A 21093-nucleotide genomic window follows, 5' to 3' on the forward strand; every position below is an offset into this window, starting at 1 on the left:
CCCCACAAATGATTCACTTTTCATGGAAATAATAGAACTCTTAGGATTTTTCGGAGCTTTAGTTATAGGTGTTGTTTTAGGTTTAATCGGTGGAGGGGGCTCTATACTCACCGTACCGGTTTTGGTCTACCTCTTGATGGAAGATCCCGTCACAGCAACAGCCTACTCTTTATTCGTCGTCGGTACAGCCAGTTTGGTGGGGGCAGTGCGTAACATGCAAAAAGGTCTGGTCGATATCAGAACAGCCATCGTGTTTGCTATCCCTGCGTTTATCGCCGTCTATGCCACCAGAAAGTATGCAGTTCCCGCTATTCCTGAGTCTATATTTACTTTAGGCGGTTTCGAAGTGACTAAAGATATCGGTATCATGTTGTTCTTCGCGCTCATTATGGTACTGGCGTCCTATTCCATGATTAAAAATAAAAAGAAGGATGTAGCCGAAAAAGAAGTGGAGGTGAAGTATAATTATCCGCTGATTATCATAGAAGGAGTAGTCGTTGGATTTCTTACCGGTATTGTAGGTGCTGGTGGTGGATTTCTGATTATTCCGGCCCTGGTACTTCTCGCTAAACTTCCTATGAAAAAAGCAGTAGCGACTTCGCTATTGATTATCGCTGTTAAATCCCTGATTGGTTTTCTGGGAGATGTGCAAAACATCGACATCGACTGGAGTTTCTTAGGTCTCTTCACCGGACTCTCCGTCGTGGGGATCTTTGTAGGCATCTGGCTGAATAAATTCATCGATGGCGCAAAATTGAAAAAAGGCTTTGGCTGGTTTGTCCTCCTCATGGGGATTTACATTGTCTATAAAGAATTTACTCAATAGCTTCTATCCTGAGGAGCTATTCCCGCTATCCATTGCAAGTCCGCTCCGCTCTGCTGTAAAAGCTAATCCACCAAAAGAGCTTCCCTTGGTCGCTTTATGGCCATTGCTTTTATATAGCAGAACCGTTTGCGGGCTTTCCATTTCTATCGGGGCTAGGGGTTTCCATTTAGTATTTTTTATTTCAAATTTTTTATTTCTTATTTTTCACTAATCACTAATCACTAATCACTAATCACTAATCACTAATCATTAATCACTAATCACTAATCACTAATCACTAATCACTAATCACTAATCACTAATCACTAATCACTAATCACTAATCATTAATCACTACCCACTACCTACTTTCTAGCAACAGTCAACTAATCATCAACCTATTTTTTTTAATATTCGCTATCAGGCGTAACTATTGTTACTTAAAAAACTATAGTTATAACTTATATTCGTACTGTAATTAGAAAGATAAAACTATGGAAGATTTAAAGAATCAAAACACATCAGAACAGCCTATACAAATGCCAAGAATTGGTGATCAGGCGCCAGATTTTGAAGCGGTGACAACACATGGAAAAATGAAAATGTCTGAATTTGCGCCAGATAAATGGACGGTCATGTTTTCTTACCCGGCAGATTTCACCCCCGTATGTACCACAGAAATGAGTGGATTTGCAGAACGTAAATCAGAATTTGAAGCCCTTAATACCGAATTGTTAGGATTGAGTATCGACTCGATTCATTCACACATCGGATGGGTAGACAGCGTTAAGCAAAACACAGGCGTCTATATGGATTTTCCTATCATCGCCGACATTGATATGAAAGTATCTAAGCTTTACGGAATGCTGCAACCTAATGAAAGTGAAACCGCAGCTGTAAGAGCCGTTTTCTTTATAGATCCAAGCAAAAAAATAAGACTGATCATGTATTACCCACTTAACGTTGGTAGAAATATGGATGAGATCTTAAGGTCATTAGAAGCGCTTCAATTTTCAGATGAAAATTCTGCAGCCTGCCCATTAGACTGGAAAAAAGGTGATAAAGGAATCGTTTCTCCTCCAAAGACTTTAAAAGACTATGAGGCTAGATTAGAGGATGATTATGTAGAGAAAACCACCTGGTACCTGGCTAAGAAACAATTTTAGTTGACATTTATTTTAGTTGATTTAAAAGCGGAGATTTCATCTCCGCTTTTTTTTGCTTCTTGTAACTTTGGTTACTGTTCCTTTATCATGCTGAAAGTAACTTGCAGTATCAAATACGATAGTGATGAAATGGATCCTAATAGCCTTCGTCTTGCTTTTAAGCCTGGCGTCCTGCAAGCAAAAAACCAAAAAACCTGAAGGCGATTATATCAAAATCAAGTCAGAGGATATCAACTCCGAAGACCTGGCAGTAAGAGGAAAAAAACTGATGGAAAACAAGTGTTACCTCTGTCATAGTCCTAGTGCAGAACAGGCCTCGATGATTGCTCCACCTATGGCAGCCATCAAGGCAAGGTATTCCAGGGATGCCCAAAATAAAGAAGAGTTTATCAAGCATATTTGGAATTTTGTAGAACGCCCAGCTCAAGAAAAAGTAAAGCTGAAAGGAGCGGTGAAGCGTTTTGGATTGATGCCTTATCAACCCTATCAACAGAAAGACATTGAGGCTATTGCTGCATTTATGTACGATTATGAGATTGCTCAACCTGAGTGGTTTGAAGCACATTGGCAGAAGCATCACGGGAAAAAATACAAACAAAAGGGTAAGTCCGTTAGTTCACTTCCAGCTGCTGAGCAGAGTTATGCTGATATCGGGATGTCTTATGCAAAATCCACCAAAGCGACTTTAGGTAAAAACCTAATGGGAGCGATACAAAAAGAAGGCGTCCTTCACGCGCTTTCCTTTTGTAATGTGCAGGCGATGCCACTCACAGATTCTATGGCCACTAAGCACAACGCGATCATAAAGCGAGTGTCTGATCAGAATAGAAATCCGAAAAATGAGGCAAATCCTGAAGAATTGAAATACATCTCAGTCTATAAAGAGGTTTTAAAAAATGGTGAAGAGCCAGAACCAATAGTAGTAGAGAAGGGTGAAAACGTCAATTTTTACTATCCAATAGTGACTAATAACATGTGTTTGAAATGCCACGGTTCTCCTGGACAGGACATTCATTCCAAAACCTTACAAAGGATTCAGAAACTCTATCCCAACGACAAGGCCATAGGTTATGATGTAAATGAAGTGAGAGGGATGTGGAGCATAACTTTTAATACCAATGAATAAATTAATCTTATCGTTTTCGGCCTTATTTTTAATAATAGGTTGTCAGCAGTCCGCTGAAGAACATAAAGAAAATAAACATAATTCCAAGCATTGGAGTTACGATGGAGAGACAGGGCCAGAGCATTGGGCCGAACTTGAAGGAGAGACTAATTGTAATGGAAACTTTCAGTCTCCTATCAACTTGGTAAATTTCAAAACTGCAGAAGACCTCGAGCCAGTGGACTTACATTATGCTGAAGAAACCCTGCTCCACGATGTAGTTAACAATGGACATTCGATTCAGTATGATTTTGAACACGGTGATTTTTTGATTCATAAGCAGGATACTTTTCACCTGAAACAGTTTCATTTTCATGAACCAGCAGAGCATCTTATCGAAGGGGTACGTTATCCTTTAGAGATTCACCTGGTTCATCAAAATTCGGATACCGAGTTTTTAGTTTTATCTGTCATGGTGAAAGAGGGCCAAAATAGCAAGCCTTTTGAGTTACTGGAAAGTTACCTTCCAATCCAAAAAGGGGAGACTAAACTGATTCAGGCACCCTTTGACATGTCTCAAAACCTACCCGACCAGAAAGGTTATTTTACCTATCAGGGTTCGCTGACTACACCCCCATGTTCTGAAGATGTGACCTGGATTGTCTTTAAAAAACCCATAGAGATCGCCCTTGAACAGGTAGAATTGCTAAGATATCTGATGCCTATCAATAATTACAGGGACGAACAGCCTCATCATGGAAGGGTCATCTATTCTACTTCGTTTTAATCTCTGAAGTATGAATATCAGTACCATAAAAAAACATTGAATATGAAACGACTAGGACTTATTGGAGGAACCTCCTACCATTCCACCTTGGAATACTATCGCGAAATCAATAAAAAAGTTGGTGATGAGATTGGCAGTTCACAGAATCCAGAATTGCTCTTATACAGTATCAACATAGAGGTGATGAGACGGCAGGATGAAGACGAAATCAATAAGACTTATTTAAAAGTAGCGAAAACCCTGGAGCAGGCTGGAGCAGAAGCGCTTATGATCTGCGCCAACACTCCTCATATGGCTGTAGAGTATGTGCAGCCTAAAATAGGAATTCCATTTCTTCATATCGCCGATGCTGTTGCTGCCGAAGCGAAGCTCCAGGGCCATCAAAGCTTACTTTTACTGGGAAATAAACCCACGATGACTAAAGCTTTTTTAAAGGACTACCTCGCAAAAACTCATCACCTTCAAATCAGTATCCCTGATGAAGAGAACATTAACCGGTCTCATTACTTTGTTTCCAAAGAATTGACGCAGGGACAGTTCACCAAAGAAGCTAAAGAATTTTACATCAAACTAATTTCAGCTCATGAGACTAAAGTAGATGCCGTGATTCTGGGATGCACAGAACTTCCGATTTTGCTTAAAAAAGAACAGGCTAAACTTCCTTTTTTAAAAACTACAGATTTACACATTCAGGCAGCAGTCGATTTTATATTATCTAAGTAATCTGTTTTATTTTTATAGATAATACATTAAACACTTCATAAACTTAAGAATATCACTTTATTAGGGTAACATTTGTTACATAATTAATAATGCATTTTGGTTATTTTTATGAAAATTTAGTTTTATGAAGTCAAAGTATTCAGTATTAATTATTGGAGGAGGTACGGCAGGAATTATGACGGCGGCACAACTCCTCAAAAAGGATTCCAGCCTTTCTATTGGAATTATTGATCCCGCAGACACACATTATTATCAGCCCGCATGGACCCTTGTTGGCGGAGGAACTTATAATTATGACGACACAGCTAAACCAATGAAGGATTTAATTCCTGAGGGCGCTGATTGGATTCAGGACTATGCAACTGGTTTTGATGCCGATAATAATATAGTGAAAACTCAAAATTCTGGTGAGATTGCTTACGATTATTTAGTGGTAGCTCCAGGCTTAGTGATGGATCTCACCTTGATCGATGGTTTAGAATCAGCTTTAGGTAAAGGTGTGGTGTGTAGTAATTATACCGATCCTAAACATACCTGGGAGGTGATTCAAAACTTTAAAGGAGGGAATGCGGTATTTACGCAACCTACAACGCCTATCAAATGTGGAGGTGCTCCTCAAAAAATAGCTTATCTTGCCGCCGATCATTTTAGAAAAAATAAAGTAAATGCCCGAGTGATTTTTGCGACGCCAGGTACCGTGTTGTTTGGTGTAAAAGAAATTCGTGAGACTTTACAGAAAGTAGTCGACCGATACGGCATGCACTTCAAACCATTTTATGCACCTATTAAGATAGATGCGGATAAAAAAATCATCACTTATAAATACGTTGGAGATGATGAAAACCAATGTGTGACCAACGAAAGTAAAGAAATTGGAGAGCGTATATCTGGAGAGGCACTTATTGATATGCCTTTTGATATGCTCCACCTGGCACCACCTCAAACCGCTCCAAAATTTATTAAAGAATCCAACCTGGTCAACCAAGATGGTTGGGTAGATGTTAATATCAATTCTCTACAACATAACACCTATCCCAATATTTTCGCTTTAGGCGATGTAGCGGCTTTACCAACGGCAAAAACAGGAGCAGCCATCAGAAAACAGGTGCCTGTTGTGGTTGAGAACTTAACGTTTATGATGAATAATAAACCTGCGTCCAACAAAGATTATAAAGGCTATTCCTCTTGTCCACTAGTGACTGGCTATGGTAAAATGGCCTTAGCAGAGTTTGACTATGAAGGAAACTTCACTCCAGACCCTAAACTAAAACAAATGCTGGTCTTTAATTCGGCTAAAGAACATTGGAGACTTTGGATGTTAAAAAAATACGGTTTACCTTATTTGTACTGGAACAAAATGATGAAAGGGGAAGCCGTGTAATTAGTGTTTAAATTCAAATTTAAAACAGAGTCTCAAAAGGATTCTGTTTTTTTTGGAGCTATTCCCGCTATCCTTTACAATCTGTCGTCGTCCTGCTGAGCAAGCTAAAGCTCCAAAAGAGCTTCTGTTGGTCGCTTTTTGGATCTAGCTCTAGCTACGTAGGTCTTCCTCCAGGATTTCCACTCCTATCGGGGCTATTTAACCGTGAATCAGTTCAGCAGTCCACTAGTCCGCCGATTTTTAAAATACAAGAATATTAAATATCGAATGATGAATACCGAATAACGATTAACGAATATCGATTACACGACTACACGACCACACGTATAAAAACGAATAAAGACGAAGTCATAACTCAACGGAGTAATAAATCCTACAACCTAATAACTAAATCCTGCCCATAATTTTATTTCAAATTTCAAATTTTTGATTTCCTATTTTTACTATCCACTCCTCACCAACCTCTTTACTTACGACTAAGGATTTCCATAAATTCAATAGCTATGGATGCTCCAATAAAAAAGTTTGAATTATCCCTATTATTTTCAGGTCCTAAAACAGCATCTTCACTATCTAGCCAGCGAGTCTCCAACCTGCAAGCCAGATTTGGTATAGGAGCGTAATCTATATTTGCAGAAAGTCCTGTTGTTTTAAACCCGCTAGGAGAAAACGTTGGTATAATCACTGCATTTTCATCCTGATAATATTCAACTCTTAAGGCCGTTTTCCATCTCTCGTTTATATGATATTGTCCTATCAAAGTGGGACAAAACCAAAAATCATAGCTTGAGCTACCCTTAGAAGTTTGCTGAGCACCTACATCAAAGCCAGCTAGAAATTGAAAGCGCTCTGAAACCCAAAATTGACCATAAAGGTTACTAAAATAACGCATACGTCGAGTTTCATCCGGATCATCTGTGCCTATAAACGTGCTCCAGTTTAAGCTCAATCGATCTGAAGCCTCATACAAGAGTTGGGTACCAAAAGAGGGCAGTGAATTTCCTTCTAGTCGTTGGATACGTTGCCATCCATTTACCATGAGTCCTGCGATTTCTAGCTTGTCATTGAGCTGGTAAGTCAATTTAGCCCCGGCCAAAAAATAAGGCGAGTTTTCTGCCGATAAGGAACGGGTGAGGGTGAAATTATCCAGAGAAATAGCACTCTCGAAGCCTAGATGAGACGGGAGTATTCCCACATCCAGCCATAAATTTTGATTAGCAGTTAATGCGATACCTACGTTGGCTTCAAAAATATTTTTTAAGACACCGGGTTCCTGCGCATAATTATCGTTGGCATAAGTCCCCGTCTGTAAAGCAAGATTAGCCCTGTATCTTGAATGGTCCAGACCTAACTTGATCAGACCTAAGTTTAAGTTGTATTCATTATGCCGATTGTGATTAAAAAAGAACGGCTGTCTGAGGTCACCTTCTGGTTCATTAAAATCATAAACATAAAAAAGATCGGCAAAGCCATAGATACTTAAAGAAGGACTTTCTTTCCAGGCTTCATCTACTTGTGCATTGACGTAGAAAGTCGCACATAAAACAAAACTAAGTGAACATAATAGATTTTTCATGATCCATGAAATTTGAGTTGAGGGTAAAGGTTGTTTTGAAACGCTAATGTAGAATAAAAAACTAGATGTAAAAGAGGTTAAGCGTTAGGGATAGATGTGGATAGCCCGTAAAAGCCAAAGCCCAGAAGTTCTTGGCAAAGCAGAGCGACCACAGAAGCTCCTTCTTTGCCTTAGAGACTCTTGGCTTTGGCTTGCGGACTAGTAACGGACATCCCGTATAAACGCCCAAATGGTTAAAACGCATACTTCACAAATACCGTAAAGTTTCGTCCTGGATCGGTTAAACGTTCCATGCCACTTAAGTTAGCATTTGCTTGATTTCTGAAAGCAAAGTTGAGGTGATCAAAATACTGCGTATCAAACGCATTAAGTACCGCTGCTCCAAGGTTAAGTCCCGGAATCAATTCATATCCCAGTCTAAAGTCAACTAATTCATAGCCTGGGGTCGCCTGGTTTTCGCCAAAGGACGTGGCTAATTCATCTTGCTGACTTACAAGTCGTAAATCGGTAGCTGCCCAAAATTTATTTTTGGTATAGCCTAAGCTGAATAAGGTTCGCAAAGGTGGGGTAAGGGGTAAAGACTCGCTCAAGTCCTCATTTCTGGCATAGACGTAGGCCGTCTCAGCATCAAATTGAAAATTCTTCAAGAAGCTTAAGCTTAAGTTAGCTTCAAAACCTGTTTTGTAGGCCTCCTCAAGATTTCTAAACACTTTGGGATTTTGTGGTTCTTGATTTGGCATAAACTTTCTGGTTTTGGTAGGATCGATGATGGCAACGATGTAATTTTCAAAATGAGAAAAATACACGGAAGCTCCCCAATCTAATCTATTGATGGCACCATCTAACACCTTCTTACCGGTATAAGCGACTTCAAATTGATTATTGACTTCGGCATCCAAGTTGGGATTACCAATGTATTCAAACGGGTCTTGACCTACCTGAAAATGATTGATAAAACGTTCAATCATGTTAGCTGAACGCACGCCACGGCCAACTGCAAATTCCAACTGATTATCAGCATCCAACAGTTTCTTAAGGGATACAGTGGCGCTCACATTATGCTCTGTCCTGTTTCCTAAACCAGGGTAGTAAGCTTGAAAATCTGATGCTGGATCTTGAATGTCAGAATTGACCAGGTCATAACGAATACCAGCGTTAAGTACAGTTGACGAACTGAGCCTATAGCGTGATTCCGCAAATAACCCGTAATCATTGATATAGGAATCCTGCCAGATTTTGTCTGTAAATTCCAGAGGCGGATTAAGGGGCATGCCCATCATATTCTGCTTGACCAGTCGATTTCTTTGTCCGTCTCTACTGATGAGCAGCGCATCTGTCCCTGTAAATAAGGTCCAGAATTCATCCAATTTCCATTCTAATTCGAATCGGCCTCCAGCGGTTGTGGCTTCCACAGGAGATTCTGCTTCTACGGTATTGAAATTACTTCTTCTGCGATTGCTCATCAGGTGATCCACGTAAGAATAATAGGCTTTGGCCTGAATTTTTTGCAGGGTCTTACCAGGTCTTTTTTTGTGATAATCTAAAGATAACATCGATGAATCATCAAAGTCTGAATCCATGGGTAAAGAGGCGTGCAGCACATCTCTGCCAAAGGATTGTCTCCAGTGTAATTGTAGGCGCTCCAAAGGGGTAAAATTATAACCCACAAGCAGACTGTAATCTATACTTCTGAAAGATGAAGGAATTTCTCTTCCAGCACCGTCTTCATAGTTACCAAAATCCCGATAGCCATACATGCCGACGACATCAAATTTTTCTTCTGCATACTGAAGTCTGGCCATACTAACCTGTGAATTCCCATTGCTTTCGAAACCAGTCGATGCACTACCTGACAAGCCATAGCTTCCTATTTCAGGTCGTTTGGACACCATGTTAATCAACCCACCAAAGGTGGCTCCGTATCGCATGGTGTAGGGTCCCCGTACCACTTCAATTTTTGAAATGTCTTCAGGAATCACGTGGGTCGTGATAGGATCCATCCGGTTGGGGCAGGCATGCATCACTTTGGTTCCTCCATCGTACTGAATGTTGAGTTGCTCATATTGAGCAGCACGAAAGGAGGGATCGATGGCGTAATTTCCTCGTTTTATGAGTCCAAAACCATTGATGTCTCTAAAGAGATCCGCTACATTTTTAGGTTGAGTCACGCGTTCGGTTAAGTCAGGGGTAGTCGTATTCATCACCGGGTCTTGAAAAATCCTACCCGTGACCAAAACTTCACCAAGTTCAGTTGGTATGGCTTTTAGTGCTATTGTTGCAGGAGTGGCTTCTTCTACCTTTAATAATATAGGAGTGTACCCTATATGATTGATGAGGTAGACTTCACCGATGTCTAACTTCAATACCTTATTTTCTGTAAGGCGATAGTCTTTTTTATTGTTTTGATTGATGGCGTAAACGCCTGTAAGAGTTTCTTGAGTTTGCGCGTCTTTAACTTCTATAGATTTTGTCTGCGCTAAAAGCGTCATAAAACTAAACGTATAGAATACTGCGCTTAAAATAAATTTCATCTTTAAGCAGTTCTAGTTTAACAAATGTGTTTTTAAAATGGGATGTTAAATTGAAAGGGCTGGAGGTTTGAAGTTGCTTTGTAGAAATTTGAATTTATACAGTGAAGTATGAAAATAAGGTGTAGTTTTTACATAAGGTATGGCAGCTATAATCAAATCGGATTCAAAATCGACCGTTGTGAAAATAAGTTCGCTTTCTAGAAAAACAGAAGCATTTTTTGGGGTTTCTGGTTCTTTTCTATCAAGGACATCACTCAAGTAGCATTTTCCATCACATTCAAGTTCAGGCTGGTCTTTATTTTCACAGTAATTTTCGATGAAGTTATCGGTGAAGGCTACGTAGTATGATAGCCAAAAACCAGACTTCATCGTAAAGAGAAGTACGATAAGGCATAGTGCAAATGTGATATGTGACTTGAATTTATTCACATCACAAAAATAACTTGTATATGTATTTTGGTTTGTGATTGAAATCACATAAGCCCTGCTTTAATCCAAAAACTGACAATAATCAGAAAAAAAAATGGCATATTTAAATTTGTAATGTATTGTTATGATTGAGACTAAATTTTTAGATGAATTTGATGCTGAACTTCTTGAAGTTGAGAAAGGAGAGGTAATTTTTGAATATGGCAGTAAAGCCCAATTTTACTTCCAAGTGAAGTCTGGAGAGGTTAAGATGAATAATTTTAATAGAGATGGGAAGGAGTTTATACAAGGCATTTTTTATTCTGGACAAAGTTTTGGAGAACCTCCTTTGTTTGCAGACGTAGCATATCCTGCTGCTGCAGAGGCCATAACCGATGCTGAAATTTATCGCCTCCCTAAAACCAACTTTTTTAAATTGCTTGAGCAATATCCAAAAGTTCACCTTAAAATATCAGAAGGATTGGCCTCCCGTCTTTACTATAAAGCTATTATGGCTTCGGAGATATCGTCTCAGGATCCAGAACATCGTATACTCAGATTATTGGATTATACCAAGAAACATATTCAAAATCTTGAAGCACACCAGATCTTAGAGGTGGATTTGACTAGACAACAAATAGCAGATCTTACAGGTTTGAGGGTAGAAACCGTGATAAGAGCTTGTAAAGCTTTGGAAAAAAAAGGGGAAATTAGGATTGTTAAACGCAAATTGCTAAGGTAACGTGATAAACCCTGTTGTCCTGATTCAGATCATAAATGCACTTCCTTGAGTCTTTTACTTTTGTAGCTAACATTTACAAAAAGAAAAGATGATGACAATTTTTGAACGCTTATCTAACGATTTTGAACGATTTTACATGGCCAATTCCATACTAGGTATCATAGTGTCTAGTTGCCTAGGTTCTATTGCTGCTATGATGATATTGATGCAGGGTAATTCCCTCATTTATATGTTGCATTTGGGATGGATTGTTGTGGTTTGTATGGCTTATAATGCCTCAGTTCTTGCTGGATTAAAACATAAAGCGGTATTTATACTTCAGATCATTAGTGTTTTGTCTAGTATAATTTCAATTTTATTTTATATAATTTTCTAATGAAAAGAGAAATAAAAACAAGAGATGATGTTTCTTTACTGGTGACCGAGTTTTATAAAAAGATTAGAGCCGATGAAGACATTGGCTTTTTTTTCAATAAATCGATTCAGGATTGGGACGAGCATCTTGAAAAACTAACTGATTTCTGGGAGACTAATTTATTGTTTAAGCGAAATTACAAAGGCAATCCAAAACAAGCACACTTAGAGGTAGATCATAATTTTAATCAGTCAATTGAGCAAAAACATTTTGGAGTCTGGCTAAACCTTTGGTTTGAAACTATTAATGAATATTTTGAAGGTGACTTAGCCAACCGCGCCAAAAACAATGCAAGGAATATGGCCTTTCACATTTTTATGACTATTTATAAATCTAGAGAAACGTATCTTTAATCTTAAACTGATTTTCAAAATTACTTAGCTATGCCTAATGAACCCTTAAAGCGCCACGAAGCCCTTAAAAACCTGAGTCGAGAGCATCACGATGGACTTATCTTTGCTTTGCGATTACAAAAGGGTGTTGCCAAAAGAGCAAGGCTTGAGGAGATGGAAAACTATGCTATCTGGTTTTGGAAACAACATCTATTACCACACTTCAAAATGGAAGAACTACAGCTTTTTCCAATGCTTAAAGAAGATTATGAACTAGTCAAAACAGCAAGACAACAACATAGAGATTTGGAATCGCTTTTTAATACACAACCTAAAACTTATAAAGATTTTAAAGCGATTTATGAGTTGCTTCAACTTCACATTAGGCTAGAAGAACGAGAGCTGTTCAATTGGATTCAGGAGGAATTAAATAGTGAAGAGCTAGCAAAATTTCAAGCTATACATGACTCTCAGAGCACTTGTGAGGTGTGGCCTCATCCGTTCTGGAAGTGATTATTTCAAACCCACTTTGTGTAATAAAACGTCGCAATAGAACTTTTAATGCATAAGGTGGGATAAGCTTTTATTGACGTAAATTTTTAAACTAGGAACGACCTTTTCCTCAAACCATGGATTTTTTTTCAGCCAAATATTGTTTCTTGGTGAAGGGTGAGGTAACACAAAAAATCTTGGTAAATAGGTTTTAAAATTTGCCACGCGTTGTGTCAGGTTTAACCGGGTATCTTCACTTTTCATATAATAGTTTTGGGCATATTGTCCTACTAAAATTATAAGCTTCAAATTTTTAAGTTCCTCAAATAATGGGGGATGCCACATGGGGGCACAAATTTTCTTTGGGGGTAAATCGCCAGACTTTCCTTTTCCAGGATAACAAAAACCCATGGGAATAAGGGCAAATTTTGAGGTATCGTAAAACGAAGTTTTATCCACGCCCATCCATTCTCTTAAGCGTTTACCACTGGCGTCATCCCAAGGAATTCCGGAAGCGTGAACTTTGGTTCCTGGTGCTTGCCCTATTACTGCGATTTTACTTAATAGATTTGCTTCCACAATAGGTCGTGGTCCTAAGGGTAATTCCTGCTCGCAGGCAGAGCAATCTCTTATGTCATTTAAAAGTGTTTCCATGATCTCTATTGCAAATAAACTTTAAATTTATACTTAAACAGTGCTTTAGCCTCAGAAAAAAACACTCAAGCTTTTATTTTTCCAAAGGATTGGAATACTTAGTTTTTGCTAAAAGTGATTCTACCAGAATCCAAAAAATACTTAGGACTAACAATAGGGAGTATGCTGCAATATGAATGTTTAGAGATGGCAGCATAGGGAAGTGAAACACCGCCATCCCAGCCCTATAAAATATTGAAATTTCAGTAAGTAGAAATCCCGATACAAAAAGCCCTAAGCTTATATTAGAAAGCTTGATCCATCTCAAATAAGACGCCATAAATAATAAAAATAGACTTATAAATCCAAGAAAAAACCAATGCAGGTAGCCAATAACCAAGTCTACATTAATTGCAGTAATTGTAACAAAATAAGGAATTCCACCAAGACTTTGCATAACGAACTTGAGCAAAAAAACACCAAGGAGAAAGATGAGTATAAATTTAGTTTGGCTAGATTGGTTCTTATAAAATGATTTTAAAGGATTTTTTACTGATGTCCAGAAGTAGAATAATCCCACCCATAAGCACAAGCTGCCCAGATTTGCAAGACCATAAATCGCCCAATGTGAAAACGCCCATAGCGCAGATAAAAAAGCGCTAAAAATTGTGCCTAAGTTAAATAGCACAAAGAATTTATTGAAGGCTTTCTTCTCGATCTGAAGGTTGACTTTTTCTAACAAAAAGAGCAATAATCCAATAGCTGCTAATATAAACCAGGCGTTGTATTGAAAGTGCAGATAAAAATAAATCGAAAGCTTGTACCAGACAGATTGATTCCCTAAAGTAACCATTATTCCTCCCAAAGCCCAGGGGCCTATAGAAGATAAGACCATATACAACAATGCCCATTTGATGATAAGGAATGACTTCTTTTGGCGTACGCGGGATTGAGTATGCTTCAATAGAAAACCGAAGAAGATATAGCTAAGGATTAAAAATAGTGTGGAAAATATTATAGAAAATAAGGCGTAACCTTGAATGGGAAAACAAATAAGCATTCCTAAAATACAGAATTGAGTAGCCCAAAATAGCTTAAGATAATGTTTGAGAGATTGTGATTTGTCGATAAAAAAATAAACCAGGAGACTACTTAAGCCCAAATATACCCAGCCAAGAAGTGCGATGTGAGAATGGGTATGAACCCAAAACCTGTACGCTGTAGGAAGATCGATACTAAAGGGGGTAGACTCTAGCCGAAGTAAAAAACCTAAAACAGCAGTTATAAGAAAGTAAATAAAACCACTTCTAAATTGCTGTTTTAGGATCATAAATAAACAAACTAACTATGAAAAAATAGCTTTCTCCATCGCCAAAGCTTTAGGGAAAAGTATATTATTTTCTAAATGAATATGCAAATGTAAATCATTTTGAAACTCTTCCAATTTATGGTACATGGCTTTATACGTGTTGCAAGCATTGGCAGGTAAGGTATAATCCTGAGTCAATCTGGCAATTTCTTTAAACAAATCTCCAGCTGCCTCATGTTCATCTTCCATCATTGCAATTGGACTTTCTACACTACCAAAAGGAGGACGACTTAGTTTCTGATTGTTCTTATAGGCACTTTCCATTTTTTCTATGAAGGGGAATAAAATAAGCTCTTCTTTCTTCAAGTGGGTGGTTAGCTCATTGGCTACTTTGCGAAATAGTTCTTTGATTTGAATTAACTCGGGATTGGTTTTTCCATGCACTTTTTCTACCTTATTGGTGTATTGGATGAGCAAAGGTATACTCTCCTCTACGTAGGTGTGGTGAATATTTTTGATGTGTTGAGCTAAAAAGCTTAAATCCCAGGTATTGTAATTATAACTTCTTCCGTTTTCTACCAGGTTTTGAAGGTCTAGAATAACTTCATCTATATTGGCATTGCGATCTTCACAAGCCTTGCTAAGACTCACACCACCGCCGCAACAAAAATCTATATCGTATTTTTTGAAAACGTGAGCGGTATTAATATTTTCACTAACCAACTCTGCTACTGTTTTGTTTTTTAATGCTGTCATGATACGTAGTTTTTAATAATTTAATATCAAAAGTAGAGTACAGGTTTTCAAAAGTTTATGACTTCAATCAAGTTAAAGAAATAATTAAAAATCTTTGCGTTGAGCAACCTTCAGCATTCGCCATGATGGGAGTAAAACCCAGGCTAAGAGTACTCCGAGAGAAACCAAACTTCCCGTAAGGGTGCCAAAGAAATCCTTAAAAATAGCTCCCGTATATCCTAATAAAGCCGAAATGTCTAATTTCAATAGAATGAGAATTCTAGATAAATCTATAGGATTGAATAAGGTTGCAAACAGAGTAAATTGATCCAAAGGATAATCTTGAAAGTACACCAGAGCTATTAAAAATGCACCATCATAAATAACGGCCATAAAAAGCCATAACAATATAGCATAACCAAATCCCTTAATTTTATTGGAATTGGACAGGGCGATATTAAAAGCTAGTCCACTAAAAATAAAACTTAAAACTATGGCGACGACAATCAAAATTAAGAAGTCGAATATCACGTTGGATTGAAACAAGCCGTACAGAGCGAATGGAATCCCCAAACCGAGAAGCACACTTAAAGATAAGGAAACGGCTACGCCAAGAAATTGTCCCATAAAGATAGATCTTCTGCGGATAGGCTGTGCCAAAAGAAGGGCTGTAAATTCTTGAGAGTTATAGTAATACATCACACCGAATATGGTACCAATAAGAGGAACCAAAACGATAACTACATTTAGAAGGGTGATGATGGCATTAGAAATATTATTATTTAAAAATAGCAATACTGAACTTAAAAGCAGATAGAACAAGAAGTAAACATAACTCCATCGGCTTCTTACCAAATCGAAAAAACTATATTTTAAAATTTTAAGCATGGTTATCTTTTAACAAATTAGCAATAGCATATTCAAAGTTAGGTTCTCCTGTAGTCGATTTCAGTTGGTCTATGCTTCCATCAAAATAGACTTTCCCATCTAAAATAAAACTGATATGGTCTGAAATCTCTTCTACAAAACTCATGATATGAGAAGTAATTAAAATTGTTTTTCCTTTAGATTGTTCTTTCTTCAAAAGCTCCTTAAGCTTAATCAAAGAAACGGGGTCCAGTCCAGAAGTAGGCTCATCAAGAATGATAAATGGACTATCGAACATCAAACTCAGAACCAGATTTACTTTCTGTTTAAACCCTCCCGATAAGTTGCTTAATTTAATATTGAGGTAAGGTGCTAAGCCAAAATAAGTAATCAATTCCTCATCTCGTGTCTTTTGGTTTCGCAAATCCTTAATCATACGAATGATTTCTTTCACTTTGATATTTTCTGGAAAATTGGCTATTTGAGGGAGGTAATCTATGTTTTTACGGTAAGTCCAGTTCTGTCTAATGCTGGATGCATTAGACAGGACGTCACCCTTATTGGGGTGGCTCATTCCCAGAAGGATTTTGATTAAAGTGGTTTTGCCAGAACCATTAGGCCCTAGTATGGCCGTAGTTTTTCCGTTTTGTATCGTGAGGTTGATCCCTTTTAACACCTCATTTTTATCGAACTTTTTATATATATCTTTAAATTCTACCATTCTACTTTACGCATTAAAGGCTGTTGATCTATTAGATTTTCTGGAGTGAATACTGGAGTTACTTTTTCTGAAAAATTGATGATATCAATAAATAAACTTCTTAACAAAATAATGCTTTCTGGAGTTTCATTTACAAGGTAACTAAAGAGTTTGACCGGCCGGTAGGGTACATCACCATACCCATCTCTGTCTAGGTCGTAGCCAGTATAATCACTCCAATAATTGTTATCGAAGCTGTTATCGTTTAGGCCACCAGAATAACTCAAGTCAAAATTGTTGTATAAGAAATTATTTTTGTGAAATTTATTACGATAACTTCCACCTACAAACTTTACGGCATATCCATTGTCTATAAAATCATTTTCGTAATACGTCATTCTGGTGGAGCCATCTGCAGTAATTCCTATCGTATTATTTCTAAATGTGTTATGTGTAATCTCACCGTCATTTATTTCTTTCAACAAAAGTCCGTAAGAAGCGGTTCCCCAATTTTTTTCGAAGATATTATTGTTCATAATGATGCGTTTCGAAAACATCACAGCAACACCCGCGCTATTGTTTGTAAATGTATTATGACTGTACCTGTTGTCATTAGAAAACATAAAATGTAAGCCATAACGCCTATTATCATAACTCCTATTGTTTTCGAATACATTGTTATTTCCAAATTCTATGTAGATTCCATCTCTCATCTTAAAAACTTGATTATTCTTCACTACCATATCTTTGGAATCCCATAGGTGTATGGCATTTCCAGAGTTGGCCTCTGTACTACCACTTCCTGAAATAGTATTGCCCTCTACAAGTCCATTTTTTGACTTTTCTATCAAAAATCCAAAAAATGCGTTTTTAAGGGTAATTTTTCTTAGCTTAAAGTCATAACATTTAAATAAATAAATAGCAGCATAATCTGTGGTATAACTCACTTTTGTGTTCACTACAGTCAAATTTTCCAAGCTGAAGTTTGTTGCTTCTATTTTAAAACCATAGCCTTTATTATCTGTATCTATAATTGTTCCTTCTTCGCCATAGAGATGAAGAGACTTTTTATCGATGAAGATATCGTGTTCTTTGTAAACTCCTTTTTTTATAAATATGGAATCTCCTGGTTGAGCGTGATTTACAGCTTCTTGTACAGACTTAAAATCACATGCGTTCTTGCAAACATCAATGATTTGATGCTGAGCAAATAGAAGGTTTGTATGAATAACTAAGAGAAAAAACACAAATGAATTATACATAGCTTATTTAGAATAAACGTCTTTTTTTATAGCTTCAGGAAGTTCTCCCCAATGATGAATAGAGCCTTCAAGTTGTTTTTTTGTTTTTAAAGCGTCTGCTTCATTTTTGAAAGCAGTAAGGTAAGCTCCCATTGGACTTGGTAAGTTTTTGCTAATTAAATAGCTAGCTTCTTTTGCAGGAATCATTTGTCCTGGTGCTGTGTAATTGGCCACCCATAAGTTTGCATCTTTTAAGCTTTGAGAGTCTTTTTCAATATAATTGACCATGCACTCAATGGCATCAAATTTACGCTGCTTTCCTTTAGAAGTGACCAACTGGGCTGAGTGCGTTTTCTGCACGATTCCCATGCTGCAATAATCACATTGGTCGCGACCATACTGTATAGGTTTTATAGAGGTATCGCAAGCCATAAAAACTAAAAGACTTGCAGTATAAAGGATTATCTTTTTCATTCTATTTTGCTTTTTTTAGACCTATAAAATAGGCTATAAAGGTTAGAAACATTCCTGTGCCCATCAATATGGCTCCCAACGCGGGGTAGGAGTGTGCTTTAAAATTTAAAATGTCTTTAGAACCAAAAAGGGGTGGCTTATAGCTTAATGGATTCCCGTCAGCATCGGTCATTTTCATAATAGCTTTCGGGTCTAAGTTGGTACCATAATCTGTCATCCAGGCATTAAAATCGAACATCCCTGCAACGCCCAATACGGTCATTAAAATCAACCAGCCCAAAAACCACTTGTAAGATACTTTTTTAAAAAATCCTAACAATCCAATAAGAATTCCTAAAATAGCCATACCACCTACAACAATAGGGAATACAGAAAACTCCCACATTTCATCTTGTTTAGGAAGCTTACGCATACCTATATAGTGATTGAGTCCATCAATATTTTGGATATCGTGTTTTTCGTGACCTTGGAGCCCATCTAAATGAATGTACATGCCGATACCACTTGGATATTGGGGAGCTTCTAAACTAATACTCCATAACGGGAAGATGAACAACCCCAGTAATAAAGCAGATCCTATTATCATTGATATACTTGCAGCTTTCATAGTTTTATGTTTTTGATGAAAAAAGGGTGAGCAGAGATTCCACTCACCCATGAGGAGTAATGATATAATCAAAAATCAATTATTACTCTTTCCATTCATCGTCTAGCGACCATCTTAATTTAGTAGAACTGTTCTTTCCAGAAACCCTTACATAACCTTGCATTTCTTGGTGGAGAGCAGAACAAAAGTCGGTGCAATAAAATGGCCACACGCCTTCTCGCTCTGGTTCCCAAGTGATGGTTTTGGTTTGTCCAGGCATAATCAATATTTCAGAGGTATTAGCCCCTATTACAGCAAATCCATGAGGAACGTCAAAGTCTTGTTCTAGGTTGGTGATATGGAAATACACTTTATCACCTACCTTTATTCCTTCAATATTATCAGGAGCAAAATGACTTCTAACAGTTGTTGCATAAACATGAACTTCATTACCATTTCGTTCTACTCGTGTAGCTGCTTCACTTTTTGCTGCATATTTGTGATTATTTTCCTCTAGGTCATAGTATTTTTTAGACTTAGATTTTATCAAGTCTGCAGGAATAGCTGCGGCATAATGTGGTTCGCCATGAGTAGGGAAATCCAATAGAAGATCCATCTTATCGCCACTAATATCATATAGCTGTGCAGAATGTTCTAGTTCTGGCCCTGTAGGTAAGTACCTGTCTTTTGTAATTTTGTTCATGCTAAACATGTACTTTCCAAATGGTTTTCTAGAGTTACCTCCAGGTATTGTAAGGTGCCCAACAGAATAGAACGAAGGTAATCTGTCTACGACTTCCCAAGTTCCAATTTTCCACTTCACCACTTCAGAAGAAATAAAGAAGGTGGTATAACCAAAACCTTTACCGTCAAACTCTGTGTGCAAAGGACCTAAACCTCCACTATCTACAACACCTTCCAAAACAGAATCGAATTTTAGAATAGGTATCCCATAGGCATCTCCATCGTAATCTTTATTTTCTATTGCCTTCATCATTTTATCAAAAGAATAGACACTCAATTGAGTAGATAATTTTCCATTCCCGATAATATACTGCCCCGATGGATCCACATCTAAACCGTGTGGAGATTTAGGAACAGGCATATAATATACCGCACCTTCAACATTTCTTGGATCTACAGAGATCACACCTTCTTTCATCTCGGTAGTTGCAGTCATCGTTGATTCGTCATAAACATTATGAGCATAAGTACCAGCTACTTTAGTGCCTCCACCATTTTTTACATATTCTGCAAGTTTCTTCCAGTTTACAGCTGCTATGAAATCCTTATCGTTCTGAGAGGCATTAACTTCTTGCATAGAGTGTGCTTCCTCTGTATTATAGGAGGTAAAGAAAAACCATCCGTGTGATTTATCCCGACCAGGATGAGCCAGATCATAATTAAAGCCAGGCATATTCAACTGGAAATCCAGGTTCATGTGGCCGTGTTCTTGATCTATGGAGATAAAGCTTAAAGGCCCTTTAAATTCCCCTTTCATCTCATCAATTGGCATATCCTTTTGAGGATTTGGAACTGCAAAACGGGTACCTGCAACGATGTATTCTGTATTTTCAGTTACAAAAGAAGAAGCATGGTTTCCTGCAGAATTTGGAATCTCAATAATCTCCTCCGTTTCGAAAGTGGTTAAACTGATTCTTGCAATACGAGGGGTATTGTTTTCATTGATAAAGATCCATCGTCCATCCAGAACACCATCAGTTTGGGAAATATCAGGATGGTGCGCATCTCCCCAAGGTATAAATCCAAAAGAGGTGTTAAGCATTGCCTTCGATTCTTCAGAATAACCATAACCATTGGTTGGAAATTGAGAAAAAACAGGAATTTCCTTAAGCATTCTTCCACTAGGCAAACCATAAACCGTTAGATTTCCAGAATATCCTCCAGACATGAAGGCATAAAACTCATCGTGTTCTCCAGGCGGAACGTAGACCTTTTCAGCATTAGAAGACGACATAGCGCCAGAATTAGAACTATCTTTTGATGTGTTACCACAGCCTACTAGCAGTAGTCCTGCACTTAAGCCTAGTAAAAATTTTTGTATTGTTTTCATGATATGTAAAA

The 21093-nt window shown here is 37.8% G+C and carries 23 protein-coding genes; 10 read left to right on the plus strand and 13 right to left on the minus strand.

Annotated elements, in window-relative coordinates; translation table 11 throughout:
* Positions 1-22: 22 nt before the first annotated feature.
* Positions 23-826 carry a sulfite exporter TauE/SafE family protein gene (locus tag F598_RS0110895; protein ID WP_019039089.1) on the plus strand — a complete coding sequence of 268 codons (804 nt, stop codon included), beginning with the start codon at positions 23-25 and terminating at the stop codon, positions 824-826.
* 3 nt (positions 827-829) lie between these two features.
* Here the strand turns inward: F598_RS0110895 and F598_RS15345 are convergent, their stop codons facing one another.
* Positions 830-967 (minus strand): hypothetical protein, encoded by a 138-nt coding sequence (locus F598_RS15345; RefSeq protein WP_157595004.1) that lies wholly within the window; start codon positions 965-967, stop codon positions 830-832.
* 332 nt (positions 968-1299) lie between these two features.
* On the opposite strand from F598_RS15345, the gene F598_RS0110900 reads away from it, so the two are divergent.
* The 5 genes from F598_RS0110900 to F598_RS0110920 all read left to right on the plus strand — a co-directional run bounded on the left by F598_RS0110900 (position 1300) and on the right by F598_RS0110920 (position 5967).
* Complete coding sequence (locus F598_RS0110900) at positions 1300-1971, plus strand: peroxiredoxin (protein ID WP_019039090.1); 672 nt, start codon at positions 1300-1302, stop codon at positions 1969-1971.
* Between the two features lie 124 nt (positions 1972-2095).
* Entirely contained in the window at positions 2096-3097 is a 1002-nt protein-coding gene (locus tag F598_RS0110905; protein ID WP_019039091.1) for a c-type heme family protein, read from the plus strand.
* On the plus strand, positions 3090-3863 hold the full coding sequence (locus F598_RS0110910; RefSeq protein WP_019039092.1) for a carbonic anhydrase: 774 nt from the start codon (positions 3090-3092) through the stop codon (positions 3861-3863). The genes F598_RS0110905 and F598_RS0110910 overlap by 8 nt, the downstream gene beginning before the upstream one ends.
* A gap of 42 nt (positions 3864-3905) precedes the next feature.
* A complete protein-coding gene (locus tag F598_RS0110915) occupies positions 3906-4586 on the plus strand; it encodes an aspartate/glutamate racemase family protein (RefSeq protein ID WP_019039093.1) in 681 nt (226 codons plus the stop codon).
* Between the two features lie 124 nt (positions 4587-4710).
* Positions 4711-5967, plus strand: a complete 1257-nt coding sequence (locus F598_RS0110920; protein ID WP_019039094.1) for an NAD(P)/FAD-dependent oxidoreductase — start codon at positions 4711-4713, stop codon at positions 5965-5967.
* A 466-nt stretch (positions 5968-6433) separates the two neighbouring features.
* Here F598_RS0110920 and F598_RS0110925 read toward each other — a convergent pair whose 3' ends face one another.
* From F598_RS0110925 to F598_RS0110935, 3 genes are all read right to left on the minus strand, one after another.
* Positions 6434-7543 carry a porin gene (locus F598_RS0110925; RefSeq protein ID WP_019039095.1) on the minus strand — a complete coding sequence of 370 codons (1110 nt, stop codon included), beginning with the start codon at positions 7541-7543 and terminating at the stop codon, positions 6434-6436.
* Between the two features lie 233 nt (positions 7544-7776).
* Positions 7777-10074, minus strand: coding sequence for a TonB-dependent receptor domain-containing protein (locus F598_RS0110930; protein WP_026302662.1), 2298 nt, complete (start codon positions 10072-10074; stop codon positions 7777-7779).
* 45 nt (positions 10075-10119) lie between these two features.
* The gene (locus F598_RS0110935; RefSeq protein ID WP_245539779.1) at positions 10120-10503 is read right to left on the minus strand and encodes a hypothetical protein; all 384 of its coding nucleotides are present in this window, start codon (positions 10501-10503) and stop codon (positions 10120-10122) included.
* A gap of 124 nt (positions 10504-10627) precedes the next feature.
* Between F598_RS0110935 and F598_RS0110940 the strand changes: the two genes are divergently transcribed.
* From F598_RS0110940 to F598_RS0110955, 4 genes are all read left to right on the plus strand, one after another.
* The gene (locus tag F598_RS0110940) at positions 10628-11224 is read left to right on the plus strand and encodes a Crp/Fnr family transcriptional regulator (protein WP_019039098.1); all 597 of its coding nucleotides are present in this window, start codon (positions 10628-10630) and stop codon (positions 11222-11224) included.
* Between the two features lie 88 nt (positions 11225-11312).
* Positions 11313-11600, plus strand: coding sequence for a hypothetical protein (locus F598_RS0110945; protein ID WP_245539780.1), 288 nt, complete (start codon positions 11313-11315; stop codon positions 11598-11600).
* Positions 11600-11992, plus strand: a complete 393-nt coding sequence (locus F598_RS0110950; protein WP_019039100.1) for a group III truncated hemoglobin — start codon at positions 11600-11602, stop codon at positions 11990-11992. Before F598_RS0110945 ends, F598_RS0110950 begins: the two co-directional genes overlap by 1 nt.
* Before the next feature lie 30 nt (positions 11993-12022).
* A complete protein-coding gene (locus F598_RS0110955) occupies positions 12023-12484 on the plus strand; it encodes a hemerythrin domain-containing protein (protein WP_019039101.1) in 462 nt (153 codons plus the stop codon).
* A gap of 45 nt (positions 12485-12529) precedes the next feature.
* On the opposite strand, the gene F598_RS0110960 is transcribed toward F598_RS0110955, so the two are convergent.
* The 9 genes from F598_RS0110960 to nosZ form a co-directional block, all read right to left on the minus strand.
* The gene (locus tag F598_RS0110960; RefSeq protein WP_019039102.1) at positions 12530-13117 is read right to left on the minus strand and encodes a uracil-DNA glycosylase family protein; all 588 of its coding nucleotides are present in this window, start codon (positions 13115-13117) and stop codon (positions 12530-12532) included.
* Positions 13118-13190: 73 nt separating this feature from the next.
* The gene (locus F598_RS0110965) at positions 13191-14426 is read right to left on the minus strand and encodes a hypothetical protein (RefSeq protein WP_019039103.1); all 1236 of its coding nucleotides are present in this window, start codon (positions 14424-14426) and stop codon (positions 13191-13193) included.
* 15 nt (positions 14427-14441) lie between these two features.
* Complete coding sequence (gene ric / locus F598_RS0110970) at positions 14442-15161, minus strand: iron-sulfur cluster repair di-iron protein (RefSeq protein ID WP_019039104.1); 720 nt, start codon at positions 15159-15161, stop codon at positions 14442-14444.
* A gap of 84 nt (positions 15162-15245) precedes the next feature.
* A complete protein-coding gene (locus tag F598_RS0110975) occupies positions 15246-16028 on the minus strand; it encodes a hypothetical protein (RefSeq protein WP_019039105.1) in 783 nt (260 codons plus the stop codon).
* The gene (locus F598_RS0110980) at positions 16021-16728 is read right to left on the minus strand and encodes an ABC transporter ATP-binding protein (RefSeq protein WP_019039106.1); all 708 of its coding nucleotides are present in this window, start codon (positions 16726-16728) and stop codon (positions 16021-16023) included. The genes F598_RS0110975 and F598_RS0110980 overlap by 8 nt, the downstream gene beginning before the upstream one ends.
* Entirely contained in the window at positions 16722-17969 is a 1248-nt protein-coding gene (locus F598_RS0110985) for a nitrous oxide reductase family maturation protein NosD (RefSeq protein WP_019039107.1), read from the minus strand. The genes F598_RS0110980 and F598_RS0110985 overlap by 7 nt, the downstream gene beginning before the upstream one ends.
* 3 nt (positions 17970-17972) lie before the next feature.
* Positions 17973-18422, minus strand: a complete 450-nt coding sequence (locus F598_RS0110990) for a nitrous oxide reductase accessory protein NosL (protein WP_026302663.1) — start codon at positions 18420-18422, stop codon at positions 17973-17975.
* A gap of 1 nt (position 18423) precedes the next feature.
* The gene (locus F598_RS0110995) at positions 18424-19029 is read right to left on the minus strand and encodes a hypothetical protein (RefSeq protein WP_026302664.1); all 606 of its coding nucleotides are present in this window, start codon (positions 19027-19029) and stop codon (positions 18424-18426) included.
* A gap of 82 nt (positions 19030-19111) precedes the next feature.
* Entirely contained in the window at positions 19112-21082 is a 1971-nt protein-coding gene (nosZ, locus tag F598_RS0111000) for a Sec-dependent nitrous-oxide reductase (protein ID WP_019039110.1), read from the minus strand.
* Positions 21083-21093: the final 11 nt, after the last annotated feature.

The organism is Psychroflexus tropicus DSM 15496 (assembly GCF_000378765.1).
GTDB lineage: Bacteria > Bacteroidota > Bacteroidia > Flavobacteriales > Flavobacteriaceae > Psychroflexus > Psychroflexus tropicus.